Annotated in this window: 17 protein-coding genes and 1 pseudogene; 4 read left to right on the top strand and 14 right to left on the bottom strand. The window is 53.3% G+C overall.

Features of this window, described 5'->3' with window-relative positions; translation table 11 throughout:
• Positions 1 to 160: 160 nt before the first annotated feature.
• Positions 161 to 505, bottom strand: coding sequence for a P-II family nitrogen regulator (locus KK925_RS10590; RefSeq protein WP_174582587.1), 345 nt, complete (start codon positions 503 to 505; stop codon positions 161 to 163).
• Positions 506 to 1,650: 1,145 nt separating this feature from the next.
• Positions 1,651 to 2,085 (bottom strand): annotated as a pseudogene (gene nrdR, locus KK925_RS10585) (transcriptional regulator NrdR); the annotation flags it as partial.
• A 102-nt stretch (positions 2,086 to 2,187) separates the two neighbouring features.
• On the opposite strand from nrdR, the gene KK925_RS10580 reads away from it, so the two are divergent.
• The 4 genes from KK925_RS10580 to KK925_RS10565 are packed head-to-tail and all read left to right on the top strand — an operon-like array spanning position 2,188 to position 4,858.
• Positions 2,188 to 2,625, top strand: a complete 438-nt coding sequence (locus tag KK925_RS10580; RefSeq protein ID WP_174582585.1) for a YceD family protein — start codon at positions 2,188 to 2,190, stop codon at positions 2,623 to 2,625.
• The gene (rpmF, locus tag KK925_RS10575) at positions 2,582 to 2,815 is read left to right on the top strand and encodes a 50S ribosomal protein L32 (RefSeq protein WP_236027917.1); all 234 of its coding nucleotides are present in this window, start codon (positions 2,582 to 2,584) and stop codon (positions 2,813 to 2,815) included. The genes KK925_RS10580 and rpmF overlap by 44 nt, the downstream gene beginning before the upstream one ends.
• A gap of 23 nt (positions 2,816 to 2,838) precedes the next feature.
• Positions 2,839 to 3,885, top strand: coding sequence for a phosphate acyltransferase PlsX (plsX, locus tag KK925_RS10570; RefSeq protein WP_174582583.1), 1,047 nt, complete (start codon positions 2,839 to 2,841; stop codon positions 3,883 to 3,885).
• Positions 3,836 to 4,858, top strand: coding sequence for a beta-ketoacyl-ACP synthase III (locus KK925_RS10565; protein WP_328706684.1), 1,023 nt, complete (start codon positions 3,836 to 3,838; stop codon positions 4,856 to 4,858). The genes plsX and KK925_RS10565 overlap by 50 nt, the downstream gene beginning before the upstream one ends.
• A gap of 1,428 nt (positions 4,859 to 6,286) precedes the next feature.
• Here KK925_RS10565 and KK925_RS10560 read toward each other — a convergent pair.
• The 12 genes from KK925_RS10560 to KK925_RS10505 all read right to left on the bottom strand — a co-directional run bounded on the left by KK925_RS10560 (position 6,287) and on the right by KK925_RS10505 (position 22,189).
• Entirely contained in the window at positions 6,287 to 7,072 is a 786-nt protein-coding gene (locus KK925_RS10560; RefSeq protein WP_174582582.1) for a hypothetical protein, read from the bottom strand.
• Between the two features lie 77 nt (positions 7,073 to 7,149).
• Entirely contained in the window at positions 7,150 to 7,698 is a 549-nt protein-coding gene (locus KK925_RS10555) for a hypothetical protein (RefSeq protein WP_174582581.1), read from the bottom strand.
• Between the two features lie 105 nt (positions 7,699 to 7,803).
• Entirely contained in the window at positions 7,804 to 8,274 is a 471-nt protein-coding gene (locus tag KK925_RS10550) for a hypothetical protein (protein ID WP_174582580.1), read from the bottom strand.
• A gap of 65 nt (positions 8,275 to 8,339) precedes the next feature.
• On the bottom strand, positions 8,340 to 8,849 hold the full coding sequence (locus KK925_RS10545; RefSeq protein ID WP_174582579.1) for a hypothetical protein: 510 nt from the start codon (positions 8,847 to 8,849) through the stop codon (positions 8,340 to 8,342).
• Complete coding sequence (locus KK925_RS10540; protein ID WP_174582578.1) at positions 8,818 to 11,313, bottom strand: hypothetical protein; 2,496 nt, start codon at positions 11,311 to 11,313, stop codon at positions 8,818 to 8,820. The genes KK925_RS10545 and KK925_RS10540 overlap by 32 nt, the downstream gene beginning before the upstream one ends.
• Entirely contained in the window at positions 11,307 to 13,979 is a 2,673-nt protein-coding gene (locus KK925_RS10535) for a VirB4 family type IV secretion system protein (RefSeq protein ID WP_174582577.1), read from the bottom strand. Before KK925_RS10535 ends, KK925_RS10540 begins: the two co-directional genes overlap by 7 nt.
• 105 nt (positions 13,980 to 14,084) lie before the next feature.
• On the bottom strand, positions 14,085 to 14,492 hold the full coding sequence (locus KK925_RS10530) for a hypothetical protein (protein ID WP_174582576.1): 408 nt from the start codon (positions 14,490 to 14,492) through the stop codon (positions 14,085 to 14,087).
• A gap of 85 nt (positions 14,493 to 14,577) precedes the next feature.
• Positions 14,578 to 14,910, bottom strand: a complete 333-nt coding sequence (locus KK925_RS10525) for a hypothetical protein (RefSeq protein ID WP_174582575.1) — start codon at positions 14,908 to 14,910, stop codon at positions 14,578 to 14,580.
• 1,128 nt (positions 14,911 to 16,038) lie between these two features.
• Positions 16,039 to 16,893: a hypothetical protein gene (locus tag KK925_RS10520; RefSeq protein WP_214096508.1), complete on the bottom strand. Its 855-nt coding sequence runs from the start codon at positions 16,891 to 16,893 to the stop codon at positions 16,039 to 16,041.
• Positions 16,894 to 16,939: 46 nt separating this feature from the next.
• On the bottom strand, positions 16,940 to 17,719 hold the full coding sequence (locus KK925_RS10515) for a hypothetical protein (protein ID WP_174582573.1): 780 nt from the start codon (positions 17,717 to 17,719) through the stop codon (positions 16,940 to 16,942).
• Positions 17,720 to 17,870: 151 nt separating this feature from the next.
• The gene (locus KK925_RS10510) at positions 17,871 to 19,262 is read right to left on the bottom strand and encodes a hypothetical protein (protein WP_174582572.1); all 1,392 of its coding nucleotides are present in this window, start codon (positions 19,260 to 19,262) and stop codon (positions 17,871 to 17,873) included.
• Positions 19,263 to 20,491: 1,229 nt separating this feature from the next.
• Complete coding sequence (locus KK925_RS10505; RefSeq protein WP_214096507.1) at positions 20,492 to 22,189, bottom strand: hypothetical protein; 1,698 nt, start codon at positions 22,187 to 22,189, stop codon at positions 20,492 to 20,494.
• Between the last annotated feature and the right edge of the window lie 894 nt (positions 22,190 to 23,083).

The following is a 23,083-nucleotide window of genomic DNA, read 5'->3' as shown; positions in this document are numbered from 1 at the left end:
CCAGACGTTGGGTTCAGTTGTTTCCTTGACTCCTAGGCTAAAGCCAAACGCCGCATCTTGTTAGCGGTCGGCCGTCTTAGACTAGGGCAAGCCAGTTACCTCCCATCCTGAAACCCTACCAGGATTGGGCTGCAGCTAGGGAAGAAAACTGATATCCCTGCTAGATCGCATGCTCTCCTCTCTCCTCGGTCCGGATTCGAATAGCTTCCTGGATGGGAAAAACAAAAATTTTACCATCGCCAATCTTGCCCGTTTTTGCCGACTTGATAATTGCATCAACGGCCTTGGCTACCATCGTCTCCGGCAAAACAACTTCGATTTTGACTTTCGGAAGAAAATCGACCGTGTACTCGCTGCCACGATAAATCTCCGTGTGACCCTTTTGTCTGCCAAACCCCTTGACTTCCGTCACGGTTAAGCCGGCGACCCCGATTTCGGTAAGGGCCTCTTTAACTTCTTCAAGCTTAAAGGGTTTGATGATTGCTTCGATCTTGCTTAGTGCCATGGATTGTCACCTCTCTTTGTTGTTCTGGCTCTTCGGATATTCAAAACAAGGCTTTTGATTAAGCTACTCCGGCACGTGGATGCAACAAGAAAAAGCACGTTCCATGCCACCTTTGCATCGATCGACGGTTCTCGTTGTGCTAGGGAAGCCAATCCAATCTGCCAAGATAAGGCGCCGGGCGCACGTCCAAAACGGGAACGTTAGCTCGGGAAAGAGTTTTTGCTGGCGTAGTAAAGGAGGGCAAACCGGGGCTGTGATCTTTTGCCACGCTCCGCTCTCTGCCTGCAATTTCAACGTTGAGTGGGGAGCAAGCAATTAAGATCCATGCCTTATCGTCTAGCCAACGTGCGTGCGTCGATCGGCAAAGGTTCTCGCACGGCGGGTGTGGGTATTGGGTATATTTTGGGCGAACGCGGCTAGAGAGTTTGGCTGTTTCGAAGAGTAGCGGAGCGGAATGCGGCATTTGGGCCGCCGAAGGAGCTAACGAGAGCGGGAGAACTACAGTGCGAAGGCAAGTTGGCCGCGCCGCTCGATTATTCATATAACGTATATTGTGCGAACTAAATCTCTAGCGTTCCCCGGCGCCTTGTGTAGTTGACTGTTCTCCGCCCAGCTTTTTCATTGACGCCTTCCACCTAGCGGGACTTCACGTCCGTCACGCGCGGCCGAGAGACCTTCAGCCCATTTGACGGCTAAATCGCCGAGAGCCAACAGCGTGATGGCGGCTACTAATGCACAAGTAGCGTTCGAGATCAAACAAGAGCGACTCGGCACTTGCTGCAAACACCGGGGAAGGCTGCGGTGGGTGGTGGCGAGGCCTAGGCAGCTCAGTGCCCGTAAGAGCCGAAAATGGCGGCACAGACAGCAGAAACGGCAAATTAGGCCGATCATCGGCGATTTTTCGCACAAGAAAGTCTGACGCTGGTCTTTCCTACAGCACCAAAGACTACACCGGAGCCGAAAGAGAGTTGGTGATCGAAGAATCTTGCCGAAAAGTATGACGCGGAGAAATCTTACGCGCTCGGCTGCTTCTCCCCTTCGGAGCGAAGTAGCTTGTCAGACTCTCCCGCTTGCCTGGAATCCCTTCGCTTAGGCGGAGTTGGTCCGAGCTCAAAAAGAACCCCTTGGTCTGGTTCGTTATGGGCTTGCAAAAGTTTTTGAAAGTCTCCGATGTCCTGAAATTTTTTGTATACCGAAGCAAAGCGAACGTAGGCCACTAAATCCAGTACTCGAAGACCGCGAAGAACAAGCTCCCCCAAAACGGAGCTAGGAATTTTGTGACCATGCCGGCGCCTTGCCTGGTCCGTTACCCAGTCTGCCAGGGCTTCCATCGATTCTCGATTGACCGGACGTTTTTCACAAGCTTTCTGGATGCCTGTTAAAAGTTTGGAGCGGTCAAAATCCTGGACTCGCCCGTCGCGTTTGATCACCTGGAGGGGGAGGCTTTCAATCTCCTCATAGGTGGTAAAACGGCTTTGGCAATGAAGACACTGGCGCCGGCGCCGGATCACCGACCCACCTTTGAGTGGGCGCGTATCCACGACCCGATCCCGCATTCCCCCGCAGTTGGGGCATCGCATAACTCAAGGAATAGTAGTGCGCCTTCCAGGAAGCATCAATCCCTTGGATAGCCAGCAAGGCTTTAGCCTTGTCAAGACAGAAGGCTTGGAACAATATATTGTATGATTCTTCACACACCCGATCTTGGCGCAGATCCCCTTCCCTTGGAGGGCGTTCTTCCGGCGGAAATTTTGGAATTGGAGGAGGAATTCGCACAAGCAGAAGCACCTATTGTAACGCGGTTGGTAGCCCAGCGGACGGAAGAGGAGCTTTTGGTCAGTGGTACACTCCAGACAACCGTTCGACTCCAGTGTGGACGGTGCTGCGCCTGGATCGACTGGCCTATCCACGTAAACGGGTTTCTGGTTCGGTTCCAAGAGCCTCTGGATGAATGGATTGACTTGACTCCGGCGATTCGGGAGGACATACTGCTTGCGTTACCGATCGTTGCTACCTGTCCGCCGGGTCAGGTCTGTGAGTGGGAGGAGAGGCAGGCTCCACCGGCGGAGCCTGTACATGGACAGGACGTTTGGAAGGCGTTGGACCAGCTTAAGGAATAAGGCTGTGGGAGTACCGAAGCGTATTACATCTAAGTCAAGACGGCGTTCACGACGCGCTGCCAATCGCTGGAAACCTCCGGGTCTTTTTGTCGATCCTGAGACCGGAAACGTTCACCTCCCCCACTCGGTAGATCCCGCAACGGGTCGTTATCGAGGTCGCCAGGTTCTCACGAAAGAAGCTGAAGAGTAGGCTTCCTTCCGGAAGGAAGGCTCATGAAAATTGCGCTCGACGCGATGGGAGGAGATTATGCTCCCTCCTCGCCCGTGGCAGGCGCAGTTTTAGCCCTTCAAGAATTTCCCGATCTTGAGCTTTTGCTTGTGGGCGACCAGACGTGTCTGGAACGGGAACTCCATCGTCATTCCCTTGCTCCATGGCAAGATCGGGTCCAGGTGGTCCATACATCTCAAGTGGTGGCGATGGGAGAAAGTGGGATTGAAAGCGTGCGCCGGAAAAAGGACTCGTCCATTAGTCGATGCGTCGAGCTGGTAAAAAACGGGGCGGCCTCTGCCCTTGTCTCTGCAGGTCACACAGGTGCAACAGTTGCCGCAGCAACCATCAAGCTTCGAACGCTGCCAGGCATCGATCGACCGGGGATTGCCAGTGTGATTCCGGCTGAGGAACACCCCTTTGTTCTTATCGACTCAGGAGCCAACGTCGATGCGGAACCAGCCGAGCTTGTGGCTTATGCGTTTATGGGGAGCATTTACGCAGAACAAATCCTTGGAATCGTGCGTCCCCGTGTCGCTCTTTTGAGCATCGGTACAGAAGATCTCAAAGGCAACGAGCTCACCCGAGAAGCTTTCAAGCTTTTGACCAGGAGCTCCCTAAACTTTGTGGGAAACATTGAAGGAAGAGACTTATTCCAACGACCGGTGGACGTTGTGGTATGTGACGGATTTGTGGGAAATGTGGTGTTGAAGACGGCGGAAGCTGCAGCACGGGCTGTCATGGACTGGCTCAAGCGCGAGTTAAAGAGGAATGTTGTACGAAAAATGGGGGCGTTTTTGGCACTGGGCGCGTTTCGGACGATCCGCCGCAAAACGGATCCGGATGAATACGGAGGTGCGCTGCTTTTGGGGGTAAATGGTACCTGCATTATTGCTCACGGCGCTTCCTCGCCGAAGGCCATCAAAAATGCGCTTCGTGTGGCTCGCGACAGCGTCAAAGCAAACGTCAACGGAGTAATCGTGGAGGAAGTGCGCAAATATCATGAACAAGGACATGGACCTAGGCTCGATGTGCTCTCCCCTGCCTCGTAGCGCTTCTGTGATCAGCACTGGGCTTTACTTGCCCACTCGGGTGCTTTCGAATCACGAGCTTGAGAAGATGGTGGACACAACGGATGAATGGATTCGTTCTCGTACAGGAATCCGGGAGCGAAGAATCGCTTCTGACAAAGAAACCCCCTCCTTCATGGGGGCACGAGCCGCCGAAATGGCCTTGCGGGAAGCTCAGCTCCTCCCTACAGATATCGATCTTCTTTTGGTAGCCACCACCACACCGGACACCGTCTTCCCTTCTACAGCCTGTCACATCCAGCGCGAACTTGGTGCCCGGCATATCCCCGCTTTTGATATCCAGGCAGCTTGCTCCGGTTTTCTGTATGCCATGTTCTTAGCAGGCCAGTGCATCGCTACGGGAGCCTACGAGACCATCCTGGTGGTGGGAACAGAAAAACTTTCCACCATACTGGATTGGGAAGACCGCAATACGTGCGTCCTTTTTGGAGACGGAGCCGGGGCTGTCATCATGCGGCATTGTAAAGGGAAGCGTGGGATTCTCTCCTTTGAATTGGGAGCTGATGGCTCATTGGGAGACCTTTTAACGGTTCCGGGAGGCGGCGCACGGCTGCCCTTACGACCCGATAATATCCATCAAAAGCTCCATTATATTCGAATGGACGGCCGGAAAGTCTTCCGTCAGGCCATTGAAGCCATGGATCGATGTGCTAAGCTATGCTTAAAGAAAGCAGGGATCCGACCTAGTGATCTTTCCTGTATTTTCCCTCACCAAGCTAATATTCGCATCATTGAAGCGCTCGCCCAGCGATTAGAGCTTCCTTTGGATGCCTTCCATGTCCATGTTGAGCGCTATGGCAATACCTCAGCTGCGTGCATCCCAATCGCGTTACATGAAGCCTCGCACAGCGGAAGAATCCGAAGCGGTGATCTTCTACTCCTCGTGGCCTTCGGCGCTGGCCTAACCTGGGCCGGTATTGTGCTGGAGTGGTAGGAAAAACGACAGGCCGAGTCCAGCGCATGGAACAAGGAGAACGAGAGCTAGAGGATCGGGAAAGATCGGCCGTTCGGTCAGCCAGATTTTTTCGTCGCATCGTGGCCATCGGTACTTTCTTTCGTTTGAGCCTAGAGCAAAGGCAGGCTCCGAGTCTCGGAAGAGCCCAGGCGACGGAAAAAATTGCTGGAGGGGAAGTATCTGATTCTAACGCAAGCAAAAAAGGGGCTTCTCCCCGAGAAAAGTCCTCTGAGCCGGCAAGAGACTCTCCGAGGTGGAAAGAGCTTTCCGCAAGCTCTAAAGATGGGCGAAAAACTCTGCCCTATCTCCCATCACGATCCGCAACGAGTCCCTAGCGCACGTCTCTTTGGGTCGCTTGAGCCCTCCTACTGGAGACCCGCCTACGGAAGAAACTTTAAGCGGCGAAGCTTCCTTTTTTCCCAAAACAAGTCTAGGCTGCCCTCCGGACGCTCCACACCGTCCAGCTATCATGCGACAACGAAACACGCTGGGCAAGTTACCGCCGGCAACTCCCAGACCCACTACTAAATCCTTTCCACCGTCCGGATCCTTGGCCGAAAGCCGTGGTCAACCCCAAGATCGTAAAAAAGCAGAACATGGAGTTCCAATGGCCCATTGAAGGTCTTGCGTCTCAATGACTTACGACGCAATCACCGAAAATGAGCCGACCGAGAACCCCTTAGCGGGAAGCCGTACACTTTGTTACTGCCCGAATTCCCTTTTTACTTAGCTTGTCCTTGTTCCAATCGAAATTGCGTAATAAACGACTACAACTGGGCTCGACTCCCACCCCGTATATTTCGCGTGCTGACCATTTTTCGTAGGGAGCGCCAGCTTATCGCATTTCGGAAGGCGCAAGACCTGGTTCTCGACTTATCGGCAGTCTGCCCGCTCTCTCTCCTTGTCGCGTTTCGTTCGAACCAAAGAGCCGGCCCCCCTCCCCTTCGGTCTTTGCTCAAGTCCAAAGCTACCCTGTGGTCTCACTAACTTTTGTGCTTATGGGGCTGCGCGAGGCGATGATTGGTTCCCTTCGAGGATAAAACCAAGACCCGAGGCGAAAAAGTTTCTATTGCGATGCTTAGGCTATGGGCGAAGAAAAAAAACGCTTTTCTCGTTGAGTCATTCCAGGTCCCCTAATTTGGAAAATTACCTCCCAAATGTTTTCGTGGCGGCATAGTGCCGGAAATTTTCTCCGAGTCGAGCTGTCAAAAGCCGCGATCTTTCGGTTTTGGCTCGTCACTGCTGGTTCCTACGAGCGTGGCGAAAAACTATATGCGCCAAGGCTTCAAAACCGACAAATGCCTTAAGGAAAGGAAAGCCAAGTACCACCGAAAGCCAAGGCTTTTCGGAATGGCTTCCTTAACGACTTTCGAAAGACAGCCACGTGTAAACAACACCTCCAGCTTCCTACGGTGGAGAGCTCGGTTCAGCGGAAGAGCCAGATTCCGGTGGCCCATTCTCTGACGCAGGCGGCGGGGGCGCGGCAAAGGGAGGCGGCTCCTGGTTCCATGGACGATAGTTCTCCGACGGTGGTTCATTAGGATTAGCCAGATGGGATTGTGACGGCAATTGGGCCTCTGGCTGAGTCGAGGGTTTAGAGGCCTCACATTCCACGAACTTTCCATTGGCTAGCTCGTAGCACAAGGTTACTTCTTGTTCGACGGAGTTCGAACCAAGGTCCCTAGCGCCAAAAAGGTGAAAACGTAAAATCCCAGGCTTTGACCACGCATCCCGTTCTACATAGATGGTCTTATGAAAGTTCGGGAGAATCCAACCTCGCCGGGGTGCAAGCTCGCGGTAAAACTGCCAGGCCCTTTTGTCAAACTGGCCGTCAACGCGACGAAATTTCCCATCCTTCGGTTCCCGATGGTAGAGGTATCCCACGCTTTCTCCGCTCGCCCACTTCTGGCTGCGGAAGATCCACTGCTCATCGGGGGAAATGGAGTAGGTGGCAGCGTAACGCAAATGTTCCGGGCGATCTCCTTCGGTCAAAAGGTACCGCGACCCGTTACTTTGTTCCACCCAGGTGCGATAGCATGAATAGGGCTCCCCTGGCTCATACTCCTGGACCAACCGAAAATTGCCCTGAGGAGAAGCCACGGTCAAACGTTCGGAGACGATCCAAGCAAGGCAGGATCGATTGGACTGAACCAGGAGCGTTATGGCGAGAGAGAGAAACCAGAAATTTTTCACAAAAAACGATCGGCCCTGGTCACAAAAAACAGGAAATCTTCCTTTTGTTGCATAAAAAGTCTCCGCGCCTGTTTCTTTTAAGGGCCCCGCCGTAGCGAGCCAACTTGCGCAGCATACTCGAGATAGGTTTTGGAAACAAGCGAATCAATTTGGGCCCACAACGCGTCGGCCGGATCCCCCTCAAGCCAACTTCTTTTGAGTTTCACTCCCAAAAGAATTCGCTCAAGGGGAAGAAGGGAACTTTTGGGAGTTCCCTCCGGCAACTCCCAATAGACGTACGGCACGGACCCCCCCGCGATCCATTGGGTTTTTCCCCGCCATTCCCAGCCTTCGCGGTGATATCGAATGCGTACCCGTTTAGGAACAATGACCGTGAAACCATCTGGCTCCGGAATGAAAGGCACCAAGATGTAATACGCTTTAGCTCCGTTCGGAAGATGGATCCCAAGTTCCTGCATCTCCGCAGGGCCAAGCTCAGTCCCATTGTCAGGAAAGTAAGGGTCCAGCTTTAAAAGAGCGTCAGGAGACAGCGGCGGACGCGAAGCTTCCGGGCCGCTGGCCCAGGCTGCACTAAAAGAAAAAAGGAAAAGCGTGAGTTCTATGGCGATAAAGATTCTTTTTTTCATCGGAATTGGATTCTTTAACGTTGATGACACGCTCTTTATCCCTCCCCTGACCTTTTCATCAAAGGCTTGCCCTTCCCTCCTATTTTTTCGGAACAAAACTCACCTTCACCCATTTGCTCCTAATAGGCCACCTCCACCAGCAGAGCATTTTGAAACGCTAGTGTAGCCCTGATCCCCGTAGGTTTTGTCTGGATCGTAAATGTCGATGCGATCTGCGAAACCCGGAGTATCATGATAGGCAAACGTATGCATGCTGCCATCAGAAAACCGAACGCAAATTTGATCGCCGAATTTAGCTCCTAGGGCATCTCGAATGCAGGCGCCCAGTGCAATATCCCCCCGTTGCAGAGGTTCATCTCCATGGGCTCGTAACCCATTATCTTTATCACCTGGGTACCCATAATGGGTCGTGCGAACATGGGAGAGATCGGCTTGTCCCCCGTTACAGTTAATGATGTCACCAATCGAATCCCCATGGCAATGTGCCTGTAAAGTTGGAGGGTCGCCTATCTGAAGAAGAATCGTAGCCATAAGAAACACAACGAGATTGAAGCAAGTGAGTGATCCTTGTCTCATATCTTTACCCTCCATCATGTTTTCGTCCGTAAACTGCTTAGAGGAAGCTCATTTGTTTCGTTTTATCAATGACTATAGACTGGAATGGTTTGATAAGTACCAGGGTATTCAACCCCCGTAGCCGGATCCTTTCGGCTAGGAACATATGTGGAGCGATACTTCGGCATGGACGGAGTGTGACCTTCCGGCGGCAGCCCGTATTTGGCCTCTCGTGTCCACTTGTCGTTGAGAATCTCCGCAATAGCATCGGCTTTTCCCTCGGCTTTCCCCTGAAGATAAGCATCCATCCGTTTTCGGTCGGAAAATTTGTGGACGCCGTACATCGCAGCTGTTCCGACGATCGCTCCTACAGCTCCGGCGGTGTCCGACTTGCCGATTTCTTTACCGGCAAAAAAGCCGGCAGCTCCTGCGCCGGCGATGGATCCGTACCGTTCCAAGTTGTCGACAAATTGCCGGGTAGTACTGTCGTATTGCGAGTACGGCTGGGTTGCACATCCAAATGAAAAGATTGAGACGAAAGCAGACAAAAACCCGATCCGGATTCTATGGATTTGAGGGAAACTTTTGCTTCGCATAGGACTCAATACCTCCTGTCTTATCTGTGAGGAGGTTTTCCCAAAAAAGCCGCTCCGTTGACACGGTGGTCATCACGGTGTCCTCAAGTTTGCGAATCTCGGCTCCCCAAAAGAGATCCCCACCGCGTGCAGCGGCCATTCGCCGAATGGCATAACTCAAAAGAGGAGGAGATTTTTCGAGTGCCTTAGCGAAAGCTTCCTTCCACGCGTTCACCGCGTCTTTCTTTTGGTGGATCCAGTGGGCGACGAAGGGGGCCTGCCCCCCAAGCTCGATGCTGAGAAAAACGCTTTTTTCCCAGCGCTCGCGAAAGCCGTTCGATTCGAGGCATTGGGCGACAAGCGTTCGTGTTATTCCGGGATCTCGCCGGAGAAGTGAAGTGATTTCTTCATCCTGCGGTAGCTTGCCCATTCCCCTGGCCATTCGAGCGATGAGTTCCTTTTCGGAGGGAAGTTCCACAGTGTTTTCTGTGGCTTGAACCAAAAGGGAGTTAAGCTCACTTAAACCGTCCGCCTGGAGGATTGCTCGACAGACCATCTGTCGTTTGCTTGCGTCTTTCCATAGTTCCGTCCAAATGGGGACTGACGCGTCCGCAACGCCATAATCAAAGCTCGCAACTCCATCGAGAATATCCGCAGCGGCTCCGGCAATCGTAATAGCTTCGGAAGTTCTCTCTCGAAGGGATTCGGCCGCCGGAAGGTGGCACAAAATCCCATACCATTTCCAGAAAGCATCTCGATCCATCCGCCACTGGGTCATCAAAAGCTCTCGTAACTCCTGTGCCAACAGGGTTTCACGTTTCAGATGGTTTTCGACCACGTTCCATCCTTCTCGATCGCTCCACTGGACAAAAAGATCGATAAAACGTTGAGCTTCCTCGTTGAAGATGACGCTTCCCTGGCGAATGGCCGTTCGCAACTGATCATCGGCTCGTTTCAACCACGACGGGTACTGGGAAAGTGCCATTCCCCCTTCTGCAGGCTTGCGGAGAGCCACCCATTGTCCAAATGCTCGAAAGGCCTCTGGATCGTTTTGTAAAAGCGTATCGGCCCACGCCAGGGCGTACGAGGGTGAAAAAAGAGGTAGTTTCGGTACGCTTCTCCGGAGAAAGGCTGAAAGGCTTTTTGCGGCGCCCTCACAAAAAAGAGAGCTCCATGCCCAATCGCTTGCGCGCAAAAACAAAGCGATCTCACCAGAAATCGCCAACAGGCTGTCCCTCGTTAATTCTCCTTGGGCGTACGCACGACGGATGTCGCTGGTAGTTTTGTCTTTGGTTACTTCTCCGCTCCGCCACGCAGCCGTCTGCTCCAACCGATTGATCCAAAGGGGACCCGCATCCCAGATGCTCTCCAGCGCAAGCCGGGCGATGGATTCCTCCCGGATCATTGCCTCCGTCAGAGCTTCCCTGGCAGCTTCACTCAAAGCCTCAGCAGGTCGCGTCAAATGCCACAAAAAAAAGTCCTGATACCGCTCATCCCCGGCAGAAAGCTTCTGGAGAAGCCTTTGGTAGGCTATGTCCTGAAATGCCGGATGATACGGCCGATCTTTCCCGACAAGCCCCTCCCAAAGCCAGCGGCCACGCCCGACAAGCTGAGAATGGATCGGATCGACACCTAAATAATGTTCAAAAAATTTTTTTCCTTCGGGAGTGTGAAAAGCATGGACAAGAGATTGACATGCAAAGCGATAGGCCGCCTTGCACTGCATTAGTCGCTTCTGATATTCCTCCCAGTAAGCGGGATCTGTTGTCAGCTGTTGCCAGCACTGTTGCCAGACAAGATCGTAGAAAGTACCCGCTTTTCGTGGAAAACGGCCCAAAACATACAGAGTTCCTCGCGCCGTATTTTCACCTAGGCTTAATTTTTTTCCTTGCTCCCAGCGTTCCTCCCAATCCTGGGGTGCGCACGTGATCGGTGCGTTGACAGCCCGCAAGGCGGTCTCCATGACACTGTCCGGAAAGGTTTGTCCTTCCTTCGACCACCACGCGGAGAGCGCAAAGAGTCGAGACGGCCCGTCCTCGGGCATTTGAAGGACGTAGCGTCGCAGCGGGGCAATGCTTCTTGGGTTACCGATAAGAGCCCACCATAGTTGGCTTTCTTTTTTTTCGGTTAGCTTGCGGACTTCGTCGCGGGCACTCTGGCCCCCTATGTGAAGGAGCTCGAAACTTTCTTCCAAAGCGTCAGCAAGCAAACCGTCTCCACGTCTGAGATCTTCACTGACGACTTTTTGCGCTTCTGTCCCCCGCATCCACCGGAGGATGACCGAGTCAAGCCATTCCGGAGTCAAGAGTGAAGAACCCTCAGAGTCAGACAGTATCCACTTGAGGACCCGGTCAGCGCCGCCACAGCCCGCGAGCACTGGATCTTGGTCAAGTTGTTCATCAACTTGCAGCGCAAAAGCGCAGGTGGCCAGTAGAAAAACCCCCAACGCTGCGGATCCTGACAGTGAAGAAAAAATACTCACCAACGGGCCTCCTTCCCTTCAGCAAAAAGACTTGATCTTAGCTCTGGAGTGCTCTCAGATGGTAAGGAAGGCTTTGGAGCGGATTCTTGAACCCCGTTGACCTCCCGCTGGAGCATCGAAACATCATGCTCCGCCAACACCCCTGTGGGATATCGACGGGCCAGAAATTCCACCGCCTTGCCCATGTGCCCACCGAACGCGTCTAAGGCAGCTTGCCACACCGGTTGATCCTGTGGGGTCGTTGTAGTAATCCAGTACTCTTCCGGTTCCATTTCGACCCGAACAATCCCGGAGAGCCTATCCATCCCCCTTCCCCGCAAGTAGAAAGCCTCACGCCACATCTCAACGGCTCCATGGGGATGAACTCTCGATCTTTGCTTGAGATTAAGAAGACAATCTCTTTGGCCTTCGGTAAGCTCGAGCTCACGTACAGCAAACTCCACATGTGCTTCGCTTCCCTGAGGCAGCATGAGCCAGGTATCGACATTTTGGATAACCGCTTTTGCTACTTTCGGATTGTCCGCCAAATCCAAAATCGCCTGGGATTCCCCGATAACTGCGCAACGCTTCTTCCGATAGGTTTTAAAAGCATCAATAATGAGATTAGCGGTGTATTCGTTATTTACGTGCTGCCACATCTCGCCAAACACAAGAATTTTAAAAACATTGGGATATGTATAAATCAAATCGGACACAAAGAGCGTCGCTATCGGAATGAGAACGCGGGCTAGTCCCTCGTCTCGCGAAACATGCTCGAAATCAAAATGTACGATTTTACTTTTTAGGTGAAGTTGCGTTGCACCATTAAACCACTGTCGGTACCTTCCGTCGACGAAAGGCTTCAATCTCTCAAGAAGAGAAGAACCGTCCGTCCGATAGCTCAGCTGTTTACAGAAATCGTCCAAAGTAACCAGTTTGGCTCGAGCTTTCACTGCGTTCGAAAAGGTTTGCCGAGCAACCGTCTCGATAATATTGCGTTCAGCTGTGGTCAAAGGTTGGTCGTTTTTTCCAACGGCTAAAATCTCCAAACATTGGACCACCCGTGACAGTTCTGAGGCAGTGGGTTCCACGAGGGATTCTACTTCCTTGCGCTGAACGTAGACTTCGAAAGGGTTAAAACAAATAGGATGTTTGGAATCCAAGCGAACCGTCGCCCCTCCGAGCCATTGAACGAGTCGATCGTAACTGGTTCCTTTATCAATGATGATGACAACCGATTCTGGTGTTATGGCGCGAAGCAGGATGAGCTGGGCAAGCGCACTTTTTCCCGAACCCTTGACACCGCTAATATAAAGCATCGATGCACCTTCGTTGCGCTTGTCTTCGAGATCCAAACCCACAAGTCCTCCAGTGGTGTTCCCAAAAAGGAAAACAGGACGTTCCTCGCTTTCAAGACCTCGGCAGATGGGCATGAGGTCTGCCGCCATGCGGCAGCGCACGAAGAAGGGGCGTGTCAGGGGCGCATAGACGCAGGGCATATCGGAAAGGAGAACCGGAAGGAGCCCGGTTCGTTCTACCCAACCACGAGCGCGCGCAAGATCTCCAAAACGGTTGAGCAATAGCTTCTGACGACGCCGGACTTCTTCTGGATCCTTGTGCCAAAGATGGACCGTCAGTTGGATTTCTACCAATTCATCTTCACCCGACCGGAGATCGCGCAACAAAGATTGCGCTTCTTCGATCTGCATCCAAGCTTCGATATTATGAACCCCCGATTCTCTTCGGTCGTCATGAGGTTTATAAAACATTTCAATCGCGTTTAACCCCAGCTTCATCCGTTGGTCCGCAGCATCGATCCGATGGCGAAGTCGTTCCATCCGCTGGAGCTTATCGGTTCTACGAACGGTCAGGGTGACACGGACGTCCCGGAATGGCAGGTTGACTGTGAGACGTTCGATATCTCGAGGACGTGTCTCTAGAGGAAGCCCAACCAAAGAGACTACGGAATGATAGTAATCCCCAATCTGAAGAACGTCCCGAGTGAGATTGACCTCTTGAACCATCCAGGCATCTACAAACGGCATCCGGTGATAATCGTACTGGACACGCATTCCTCCTTCGACGGCTAGACCCGGATTCCATAGCCGAAAGAAGTAATCAGCCAATTCCTCAGGCCCCATGGGTAATAAACGGGCTCCCGCACGCCGAAAAACATCCATCAAAACCTGTTCTGCGGCCGAAAGAGTTGCCGCGGCTGCGTCAAACTCATCCCTTGTGATCCTTCGTCTTTCGATGGCTGCGGTGCTTCCTCCGTGCACCCGTTCTTGCCACTCGCTTTTCCTTTGGCTTACAGCAGGGAGGGCCGAGACAACCGAGTGAGTTTCGATGCGAACAAGGCCTCGCTGTAGCATCCGGTTCCAAAGACGGTGAACCTTTCGGCGTCGCAACCCCGCCAGGCGCGGGTGCGTTGGGATTTTGGCAAACTCGCTTAAAAGAGGTCCGTAATCCCCGTTGCACGTAAAGAGATGCTGGGTTTGAACAATATCGGGCGGAAGTTGCAATAAGATGAGACGCAACTGGTTTTGAAGATCGATTAAGCGCTCGACGGTGGCGATGTCGGACTGGGGGAAAAACGTACGATACATCGCATGAACGGCCCCAAATTTGTCGACCACATAGCGGTCGTACACGCCGCAGTACGGGCAAGCATCCGCCCAATCAACGTACACGGGCGCGCCCTTCGCGGTAAAACTTTGGTTTTTTAGAAACAGTCGGCGGAGATTTCCAAAGAGTTTGGGAAACTGTGTTACTTTGCCTTCCATAAACAAAAACCATCAAACGAAAATGCACTCCGGACGAAAGGGTTCTTCTGGGTGATGAAAACGATGTTCGTAATGTTTGGGGAGCTGGTACCAGTCCAGTATGAAGCGGAGAAAGTACTTGGGCTTGTCGCGCAGGTAAATTCGCAAAAAGAAGTAAACTAAAAGAAAAACTACGCAGCTGGCGAAGAAATTGCCCGTAAATTTATGCCAAATGAGGAAACAAAACGTTGGGAGGAAGATGGAAGGTCCTTCCAAACCAAGGAAGGTGTCCTTCTCGTTGGCTAAAACGACGGACTTGGTGGCAGGAAGCTCCTTTGCAGAGTGGGTCTTTTCCGGTGGCCATGAAGCCACCAAGGGCGAGGAAGGCCCAGGAGAAAAGCCTCCTCGATAATAGGGTGATGGCAGCGGTGCGGGATACATTGGTAGAAAGTTTTGTTAAGTCTGGGCCAAAGAGAGAAAGACCCCCCTCTTGGCTAAGGAGAGCCTTTCTAGCGGGGATTTATCATTATCTGGCCACCGATTTAAGGGCCTGTGCTAAGTGGGGACCTCCATAGATGATCGCAGCTGCCACCAGCGCACCGATGGTGAAAGCTGGCCGGTTGAAAAACCACATGATCGCGCCGAACACGAGCATCACAATGGCAATCTGGAACGCCCAGTCGGTGACAAGGTTCCGGACGTTGAAGATCACCTGGCCGCTGTCTCCTGACTCTGGGGGAGCGACATTCGTCCCTCCTGCCACCTGGGCGCTAAGGTCGCCAGCTACCAACACCAAAGCACAAATCCCTGCAAACAGGGCCATCCTCCAAAAAACGGAAACGTGCGTATATGTCTTCATACCGTTAGTAATAGGGAGGTCTTGAAAATCGTGCTGGGGTCGATGCGATTGAGAATGCTTCCCAGTGCGTCCTCTTGCCCTGCGATACACTTTGCTTGGACGACCAAGCGACTAAGAGACACCTGAAAAAGTTAACACGGCGTCGGCTTTGCAATGTCCAGAGGAAAGGAGCCCTAGGGCACCTGTTGCGTTCGCCACGTGTCCCTTTGAAAGGCGACATGTCGAGCATACGCACCGGTGCGCATGAAAGGGGGAACGAAGCTTCGGCAGCGCAACGCCGTGAAGCGGAAACAACCCCTTTTGGGCTGTCTATCCTTAGGAAGAAGTAGGCGAACTCTGTCCAACCTTGGTCAATTTTTGCTGTCCACGTCTCTTGCCTGCCAACCGGATTGAATTTCGGGATACAACGCTTCCGGATCGTTCACGCTCACGCTGCTGGGTCGATGTGGGAATGTGGAGTGCACGCAGGTCTTGGGTAGAGTCCGGCTACCCGTCCTGCTCCTAGCGAAAGTGCAAGATCCCTAGGAAATCTTGTGGACGTCGCAGCAATCGGCAAACCCCTTCCCGTCGCGAACACAGTGACCGTCTTGGGAGGAGTGGCCGGAAGTGACGGCATCGTTGCTGCGGCGCTTGTGGCACGAGGGATGGTCTCTAGAGACAGGGGCTCCAGTAACATTTGGGTGCCTGCCGTGGTCAGCAGGGCTGATATTGGTGCTTTTTCAAAGACGCCTTCGGAGCTATGCACGCCCTCGCTCGATCCATAGGCTAAGGTCTATGGCAAGATTCGGCATGAAGGTAAGATCCTGATAGCCCAAGGATTGGTTGGAACCAAGGTGGGGTTTGGCTAAGAGCCTTTGTCGGGGGGGACACAACTTGTTTTTTTTAAAAAGGATCCACACAGCCAAGGAAAGGGAAACGGATCACATGAGGAGGATGAAACCATAGAAGTCAGAGGGATGCTTCTACCTTTTCCGCTCGTTCGGGGAGAAAGGAAATCCGCGGCACTTCGATTGGGTCCAAAGCAACTCCCTCGTTCCCTTGGAGAGATCGGTTCAGAGGTACTTTTCTCTTGCGGTTTTCCCAGTCGGATTGACCGGGATTCGCAAGTGGTAGGGGTTCTTAGTCGGATCAGGGTGGATCTCCAACAGGGGTAACGGGACGCGTTAGAGGGGCAAGTGCCCAGACCTTTTCCCTAGACGGCGTCTTGGGTTCCAGGGGTGCATTGCCTAACGGTCTTTCCTCCAGGAGAACGTCCGGCCACTGCTTGTGCAAAAGTTCGTCACAAGCTTCTGGGCAGAGGCGGTCGTGGGCGAGAGCTACGAGCCGTTCGACGGCTTGTCGATATGGCTGGTAGACAACTCTTCGCACAAAAAGAGGGCTATGCGCTTTCCATGCACCAACGCCACTGGCAAAGACTTCCGGTTCACCTTCCTTACGAGGAATGGAAAGCCAGACTTGCGATGCAACCGGATAAAGCTCTCCAGACCGAGTCAAATAGACGCTAAGGATTTGGGAAAATTTGAGGCACAGCGGTTTTCTTTCAGGAAGGGTTTCCTCCCCAATCGGGAGAACTGCCTCCAGCAGAGCGTGTCCGTTGCCCTGCCGGTCAACCCACCAAGGGATAGGGGCGGATCGATGTCCGTCGGCTTCAATCCAAGAGAGCACCCAAAGAGCTTTCGGTGTTCTAAGCACGGGAGCGCGAAAAAACGGGAGTAACTGGCTGTACGCCCCACTCAAGGGAGGCTTGGAAACCGCAAGTTCCAGCGGGTTCGATAATCTCTGCTTCTCCGTAGAAGAACCCTCAGAAGGTGCTGGGCTCAGAAAGGGCGTTCTGCGGCCATTACCGAACAGTTCGAAAATATCAGGGAACTCCACTGCTTGGAGCCAGCCGGCATGGAGAAGCCCAAGCAACGAGATTGCCCACCCATAACGGCTAACACTGACCAAGTCGAAACAAAAGAAACCTTCTTGCCGCACACGCATGACAGGAAAAAAACCGACCCATTCCCACGGACACACCTTTGTTTGCTTACGGAGCAGCCTTGGCCAGAGGTTCCTCTGTAGCGGAAGACTCCGACGGGATGGCTTCCCTGGGAGCTGGGCTATCCGATCCTGTGGCAGCCGGGGTTATGTTCTCCGGCTTCCCATCGGAAGGGGAGTGTCCTTCGCGGAACTTTTCGAGCACGCCGATATTTTGGAGAAGCGCTGCTTGCCGGCGGCTCAGCGCTTCGATCTCTTCCTCCAAACGCCGTTTTTGGGCTTCCACGTTGGAAGTGACCACAAACACACGGCCGTCTTGGGTTGTCACGTCAAAAAGGCCCGAATTTTTCAAGGGTATGATAAGGTCTGCGGGCGCAATGCCTCGAGTTTCGATCGTAATGATAAGGTTTCCTCCTAGCTCTCGGGCAATTCGTTTAAGCTCCAGAAATTCCCGAGTTCGGAAATCCACTACGATGGGTCCGTTCGGAAGTCCCTGAGCATCTCTTCCGGACGGAGAGGAAGCCTGGTCACGGGTCAAAGCAGTGTTAGCACACTCGTTCCCATCGCGAATTGTTGATCCTTCTTCCGAAGAAACGCTAACTTGAGAGTTCCGGGTCGAGGAAAAAGGCTCCTTCTTGGATAAAGGCTTGGTGGAGGCTTTAGTAGAGGCCGATGGTGTGACGGGCCGGTCCTTGGGGTGTCCCTCCGTACGCACTGGTGCGCTTGTTTCGGATTCGGCCCCCAAGACCGGAGAGCTCAAGGAGGATAGAACCAAAGTCCCTGCGATCGCGTACAGGCTGATTTTTTCCGAAACGGGTTTGGTTTTCATCTCACTTTTCTTATGAGGTGAGAACCAGTTCGGAGGCTGACCTGCCGTTTGAATGTCGAGTCTACATGCGTCGCACCCAATCGTTTTTTAGGAGGAGCAGCTTTCTAAAGGTGGTTGTTCGGTCGTAGAAGAAGCCGCCGCCAGTCTTTTTTCACGGGACGTCCGAATTTGAACGAGATTCGTGGGCCGGTAAGGAACACGCCCGGCTTTGCCGACTGGAGCTGCTTTGCGTCGATTGCGAGGAGAAAACCGGGGCTCTTTTCTCTCCGAAAGGGCTGGGCAGCCGAGGATTTGGAAGACCCCCTTCCACTGTTCGTCCCTCCCACCAAGGGAGCATGTGGGCCAAAAACTTACGGCAAACTGCCCAGGTTAAAAAGGGCACAACCAGTTCCCAAACCACAGCTGCAACAAGAAAGAGGGCCAAAACCAAAAGCGCTCCCAACTGCAACATCAAAGCCGTGGCTGCGTACCAAACCGTCGAAAGGATGGTATAAAGATGGGGAGAAACGTCTGCTAAAAGAGCCCAAAAGTCCCTTTTCCACGAAATTTCTCCTTCGTACGCTCGCAGCCAGTGCCACGTCTTGTGCCAAAGAGCTTCAGGTCGTTCTAACGCCAGCGCGTAGGCTTGGGTAAAAAGCTCAAATCCAATCGCTCCCCACAGCCCGTAAAGAAAAGGCAAGGCAGAGAGAAAAAGGATGCCTTCAATCCAGCTGACAAGGGGTTTGTGGGTTTTTACCCAAAGCACCGAAGGCAAAAGCACGCATCCTAATGCTAACCAGCCGTGCCACGCTAGCCCGAGAGCCCCCTGGTAAAAGAAGTCTAGGAATGCGAGAAGACCTTTCGCAAAGAGGTAGAGGCTTGTGGCCAACCATAAAAGCCCATGGGAACCCCGCCGAATTACCTGCGCTAACACCATCCCTACGACATGGTGTTCTGCAGAGCCACCAAGCTGAGCCTTCGATAATGCCTCAAGGGAACCAGAAACCTCTTTCTTTGCCTCCTCTAGGGTGGCAGGCGCCGAGGAAGCGCCCAAGGCAGACGAGAAAAGAATCCAACGCAGGTACTGCGGCGAATCGCGATGCAATCCACCAGGACCGTTGCGAAGCCAATCACTCCAAAGCTCGTAAGGACTGGAAAAGGTGGAGCTTTCCTTTTCGCTGCCTTGCCTCATAGCCGAGACCCCAAGCTGGATGGCCCGACTTGAGAACCCGAAGTCTTCAAGAAAACTCCAGTAAAAAAGAAGTCCTCCCAGGCCGGAATAAAGAACAATGCGAGCCCACAGGACTTGGGTGTTCATTCTACGGTGCGTGGCAAACGCTGCCGATACCCCCGCGGTTACTAGCACCCATGGATAGAGGATTCTTCCCAATCCTTTGGCTTTTCGATACAGGCAGACTCCATGCCTGGCCACGTGCTCTGTCATCCCCGATGAGGCTCTTGCGGATAGTTCTTCTTGCTGCAGTTGTTCACAGTGGGCACACAATGTCCCTAGCCACAATGCCAGGACAACCCCGCCAGCTATTCTCCGTGAATTGGACCTCATACCCCCCTGGGATGAGGTGATCGGTAGGATCACCGTCGTTTGTCCACTTTTCCGGCCGACTCGCAGGAACCCTTTTTCGGGGCCAAGATGGAGCAAAGATCTTGGGGTTCACCGTGTTCTTCGCCTCAAACACGGCAGAAGAACACGGAACGAGGAAATGGTTAGTACCTGTTCGAATCTCAACCCGCCAAACGACGGATCGTTCCTGAAAAACTTTGAGCAATCGCGAAAAGTCCGTGCACGCACCAGTGCTTATTTCATTTTTTGCGCCCAGTGGCGGGACTCCTCCCCTCGGGCGCTTGCTTCCCTCCAAACCTCAAACTGGACGTGCAGTTCGTTTCCCCCTAGCTTTTAGAATCGGCTATCCCGTGGAGAAAGGAACGGCATCCGGCAGACAAGGCCAATCCGGATAAGCTCCCTTAACCATCCCTGGCGGTGGGAAGTTTCTGGTTTCGACCTTCGAGAACCCGAAGGTCGGATAGGCTGCCTGGGGCGTCGGCTTCGGGTTGTTCGGAAAAAGAATTTTCAACCTTGGTGCTTCTTCTCTCTCCCATGTCGATCGGCTTTGTTTTCGACCCTTTCCCCAACGTTCTTCTCTGGACTACTCCCTGTTTGCCCTTGTGGATTATGCAAGTGTTTTGTCTTACGCTTTCAACACTCCCGCCGTCTCCCCCTTCTGCCTGTTCATTCCTTGCCGCTTCGCTTGCTTGTATACGCTCGCTTACCCGGCTGCCTGCTTGGATGTAGTCTGGTCTTTGGGAATTTCGCGGTTCCCTTTGGAAAGGGGTTGGTTCTTTTGGGTTTGCGCTCTTTGCATGCCCAGTTCTCAGTTGTGCATGAGGCACACTCCCCATGGATGCCGGCGCCCCCACGGCTCTTGAAAAAGCCTGTTTTCCACCTTCCCTTCCCTGTGGTGGCTTTGCGTTGGGCCAAGGATTTGTGCTGGAGCGGAGCCCCTCGTAAGCCTGACCGTAGGGTTGCTTTTCTCTTGGCGTACCGTTTGCGCGCTATTGGTTGAGGCGTTTCCGCTGAGCCAAGCTATGGGAGAAGCGCCGACACAGCTCTCTCTATGTGGTAACGGGCTTCGAGGGAGTGTTAAAAAAACCAACGCCAGGGATGGCCGATTTTTTCTCCGGATTGTTTCCAATACAAAGACCGCCGGGAGAGCATGTCTCTCCTGGCGGTCTTCGTGTTTGCGTGAGATTTCCTAAACCCGAGAAGCCGGCCCCTTAGAGGTTCTTGCCATTCTCACCATCTGTTGCCGAACCCTGAGTGTTAGAGTCATGGATGGCTCGAATTTGGTCGAGAATGGCGTGAGCCAAGCTCTGACCGTCCAAGGCAGCTTGTTGAACCATTGAGTCGTAAATTTCTTTTCTTTCTCTAAGAAGTTGACGGAGAGTGTCCCGGTACTGTTCAAGCTCATGGGAAAGATTCTGCGCAAACTGCTGCTGCTGGGCGTGGGCAGCGGCTACGTCTTGCACCAAAAGGGTGATCTCTCCAATAGCAGCATCTCCCTCCATGCTTTGTCGCAATGCATTGGCCGCTTTCGAAAGGCTTTCCAACGCACCCAACAAGCCCTGTTGGCCATTATCTCCAACCAAGTACCGAAGCATCTGGGTAGTGGCGATTTCCTGGAGTCGCACTTCGGCGATTCTTTCCGTGTTGGCCTGGAGTTGTGTTCGGAAGGAAGCCCAATGAGGCGTGGTCAGACCTGTTACAAGGGTTCCTGCGGCATTTTGCCAGGCGTCATTCTGAATGGCTTGCACACGTTGCAGCCTTCCAAACGTGACAAGCTGCCTTAAGAGCGGAGCTCTCCACCAAGACATCGGTTGCCATTGCTGCAGGGGCACGTTGAGAGCTTGACCGGGAACGGCTTTCTGAAGGGCCGTCAGAATCACATCCCTGGACGGGGCCAGCCACATAGGCAAAGGTCCCTTACCTCCGCTTTTGCCAATTTGGTAGAGTGTCTGCTGCCCCGCAAGGATACTCCCCAAGTTGGGAGCCAGAAAGGGGTTCATCCCGCCAATCGGCGAATAGTTAGCCCCTGTACCCTGGTTGGCCCAGAAAAGCACAACTTCCGTACCGGTACGGCTCCAGATGACCGCCATGTAGGTGGGATCAACCTCGGGTACAACCGGCCGGATAAAAGCCCCGTCTGCCACCATCTGAACCCCCTGAAGAGGAACATTCTGTTGTCCTCCCCCCGCTAGCTGTCCGAGCTCACTCATTGCCGCATTATAGACTGCTGGATACTGTGGGCTTTGCGAGAAGTTCTGGGCTAACTGCTGAGCTGCGGCAAATTGGTCGGAATTGAGGGGGGTTAAAATCTGTGGTGGGAAGCCTTCCAGTCCGATGGGCATCCCCGAATATCCCAAGATATTCCCCGCGACCATATTGGGGTTGATCATCCCCATGCTCCCGGGTGACGATCCTCCCACGATGCCCGGAGAACCTCCGGGAATTGGTGATGCGCCAGGCGTGAAAGCGTTCGGAGGCACACCCAAGGCGTTACCTGTCAGGCCTCCGTTTCTCAAAAGAAAAAGGGTCGCCCACAGCAAGGGATCGTTCATCCCGTTACTCCCAAAAAGGGGTACACTCCGGAGCATCCCAGCAAGATTGGAAAGCTCGCTGATCTTAGCCATTTTGGCGTAGGAGTTTTTCGTCCCTTGTGCCATGTCTTCAAGCCTTCCAGTATGGCCCATGGTTGCCTGGGTGTGTTGCTCGATTTGGTTAACATCCCCTCGGATGCAATCCAAATCCTGCTGGACCGTGGTTGCCCATTGCCCAGCCTGACCGATAAAGGCGTCTACGGAAACAGGCCGCCCAGCATAAGCTCTTTTCCACGGGAGCATCACGCATCCCATGATCAGGGTGACCGCAAGCCATTGGACGCCTTGGAACCGACGTGGGTACACTTGAACTCGCATGAATTGTTTCACCTCCTCCAGTGGGAATAGGGTGGTCCAAAAGATTTAGCTGCCCATGTGACAGAGCCAGCGCAAAAGAGATTCGACCCCCTTTCTTGCCCGTTCTGTCATGGGAAGGATCCCTACCTAGCTTGAAAAAGAGACGCTAAGAAGCTTGTGCCGTTTGCCCGACGCAGAGCGCTTCAAAGATGCCCCTCAAGCCCAAAGGCTCGGTAAAGAGGCGGTAAGGGAAAAAACCTTTCTCGGAAAAAACTTTCTCCACCTCCTTTGGCAATAGAGCTATCCCGACCAAAAAAGACATTCCCGCCCTCGGGGGCACAGGACTCCTGTAGCTGGAGCCCGTGCCGCCGTCCGCCAGACAAGTGACGGGAAGGAAAGGTGTTCGCCTATCCACAGCCGCACCAGAAGACCTTTCCTCTAGCACTCTTTCGATCGTTCCGGAGAGATAGGCTGCCTTCAAGTCCCGTGCTTTCTTCTTCGGCCTTGGATCCCAAATGGCTCCCTTTCGTTGGCTTTTCAAAGCGTGGCTTTCTCCTGCAGGGTCCTGCCGAGACTGGCTGCTTTGAACTCCTCCGCTAGATAAGAGCTGTCCTGTTTCGTTGGCACGTCGCATTGAAAACGCGTTGGGATTTTTCTCGAACTTGTTGCCGCACCCCTCCCCTTTGGGATGGTTGACTTGAAGCGGGACACAGCCATCGGAAAGCTGACCCACGTGGTGGGAAAAAAGACCGGGACGGAGTGTTTCAAGGGTTCGATAGGCCTTTCCCAATTGGGTATGTGAAAAAAGCTTCCCCGGCTTCTGTGTAAATAAGGCAAAGGCAAGATCTTCGGCGGAATCTTTTGGCTTTTTCTCGGCGGCGGCGCACACACAACCATCGATACAGTCACCAACAC

The organism is Candidatus Methylacidithermus pantelleriae, assembly GCF_905250085.1.
Classification (GTDB): Bacteria; Verrucomicrobiota; Verrucomicrobiia; order Methylacidiphilales; family Methylacidiphilaceae; genus Methylacidithermus; species Methylacidithermus pantelleriae.
The sequence above is the reverse complement of the archived record's forward strand: the minus strand, read 5'-3'. Positions and strand labels throughout refer to the sequence as shown.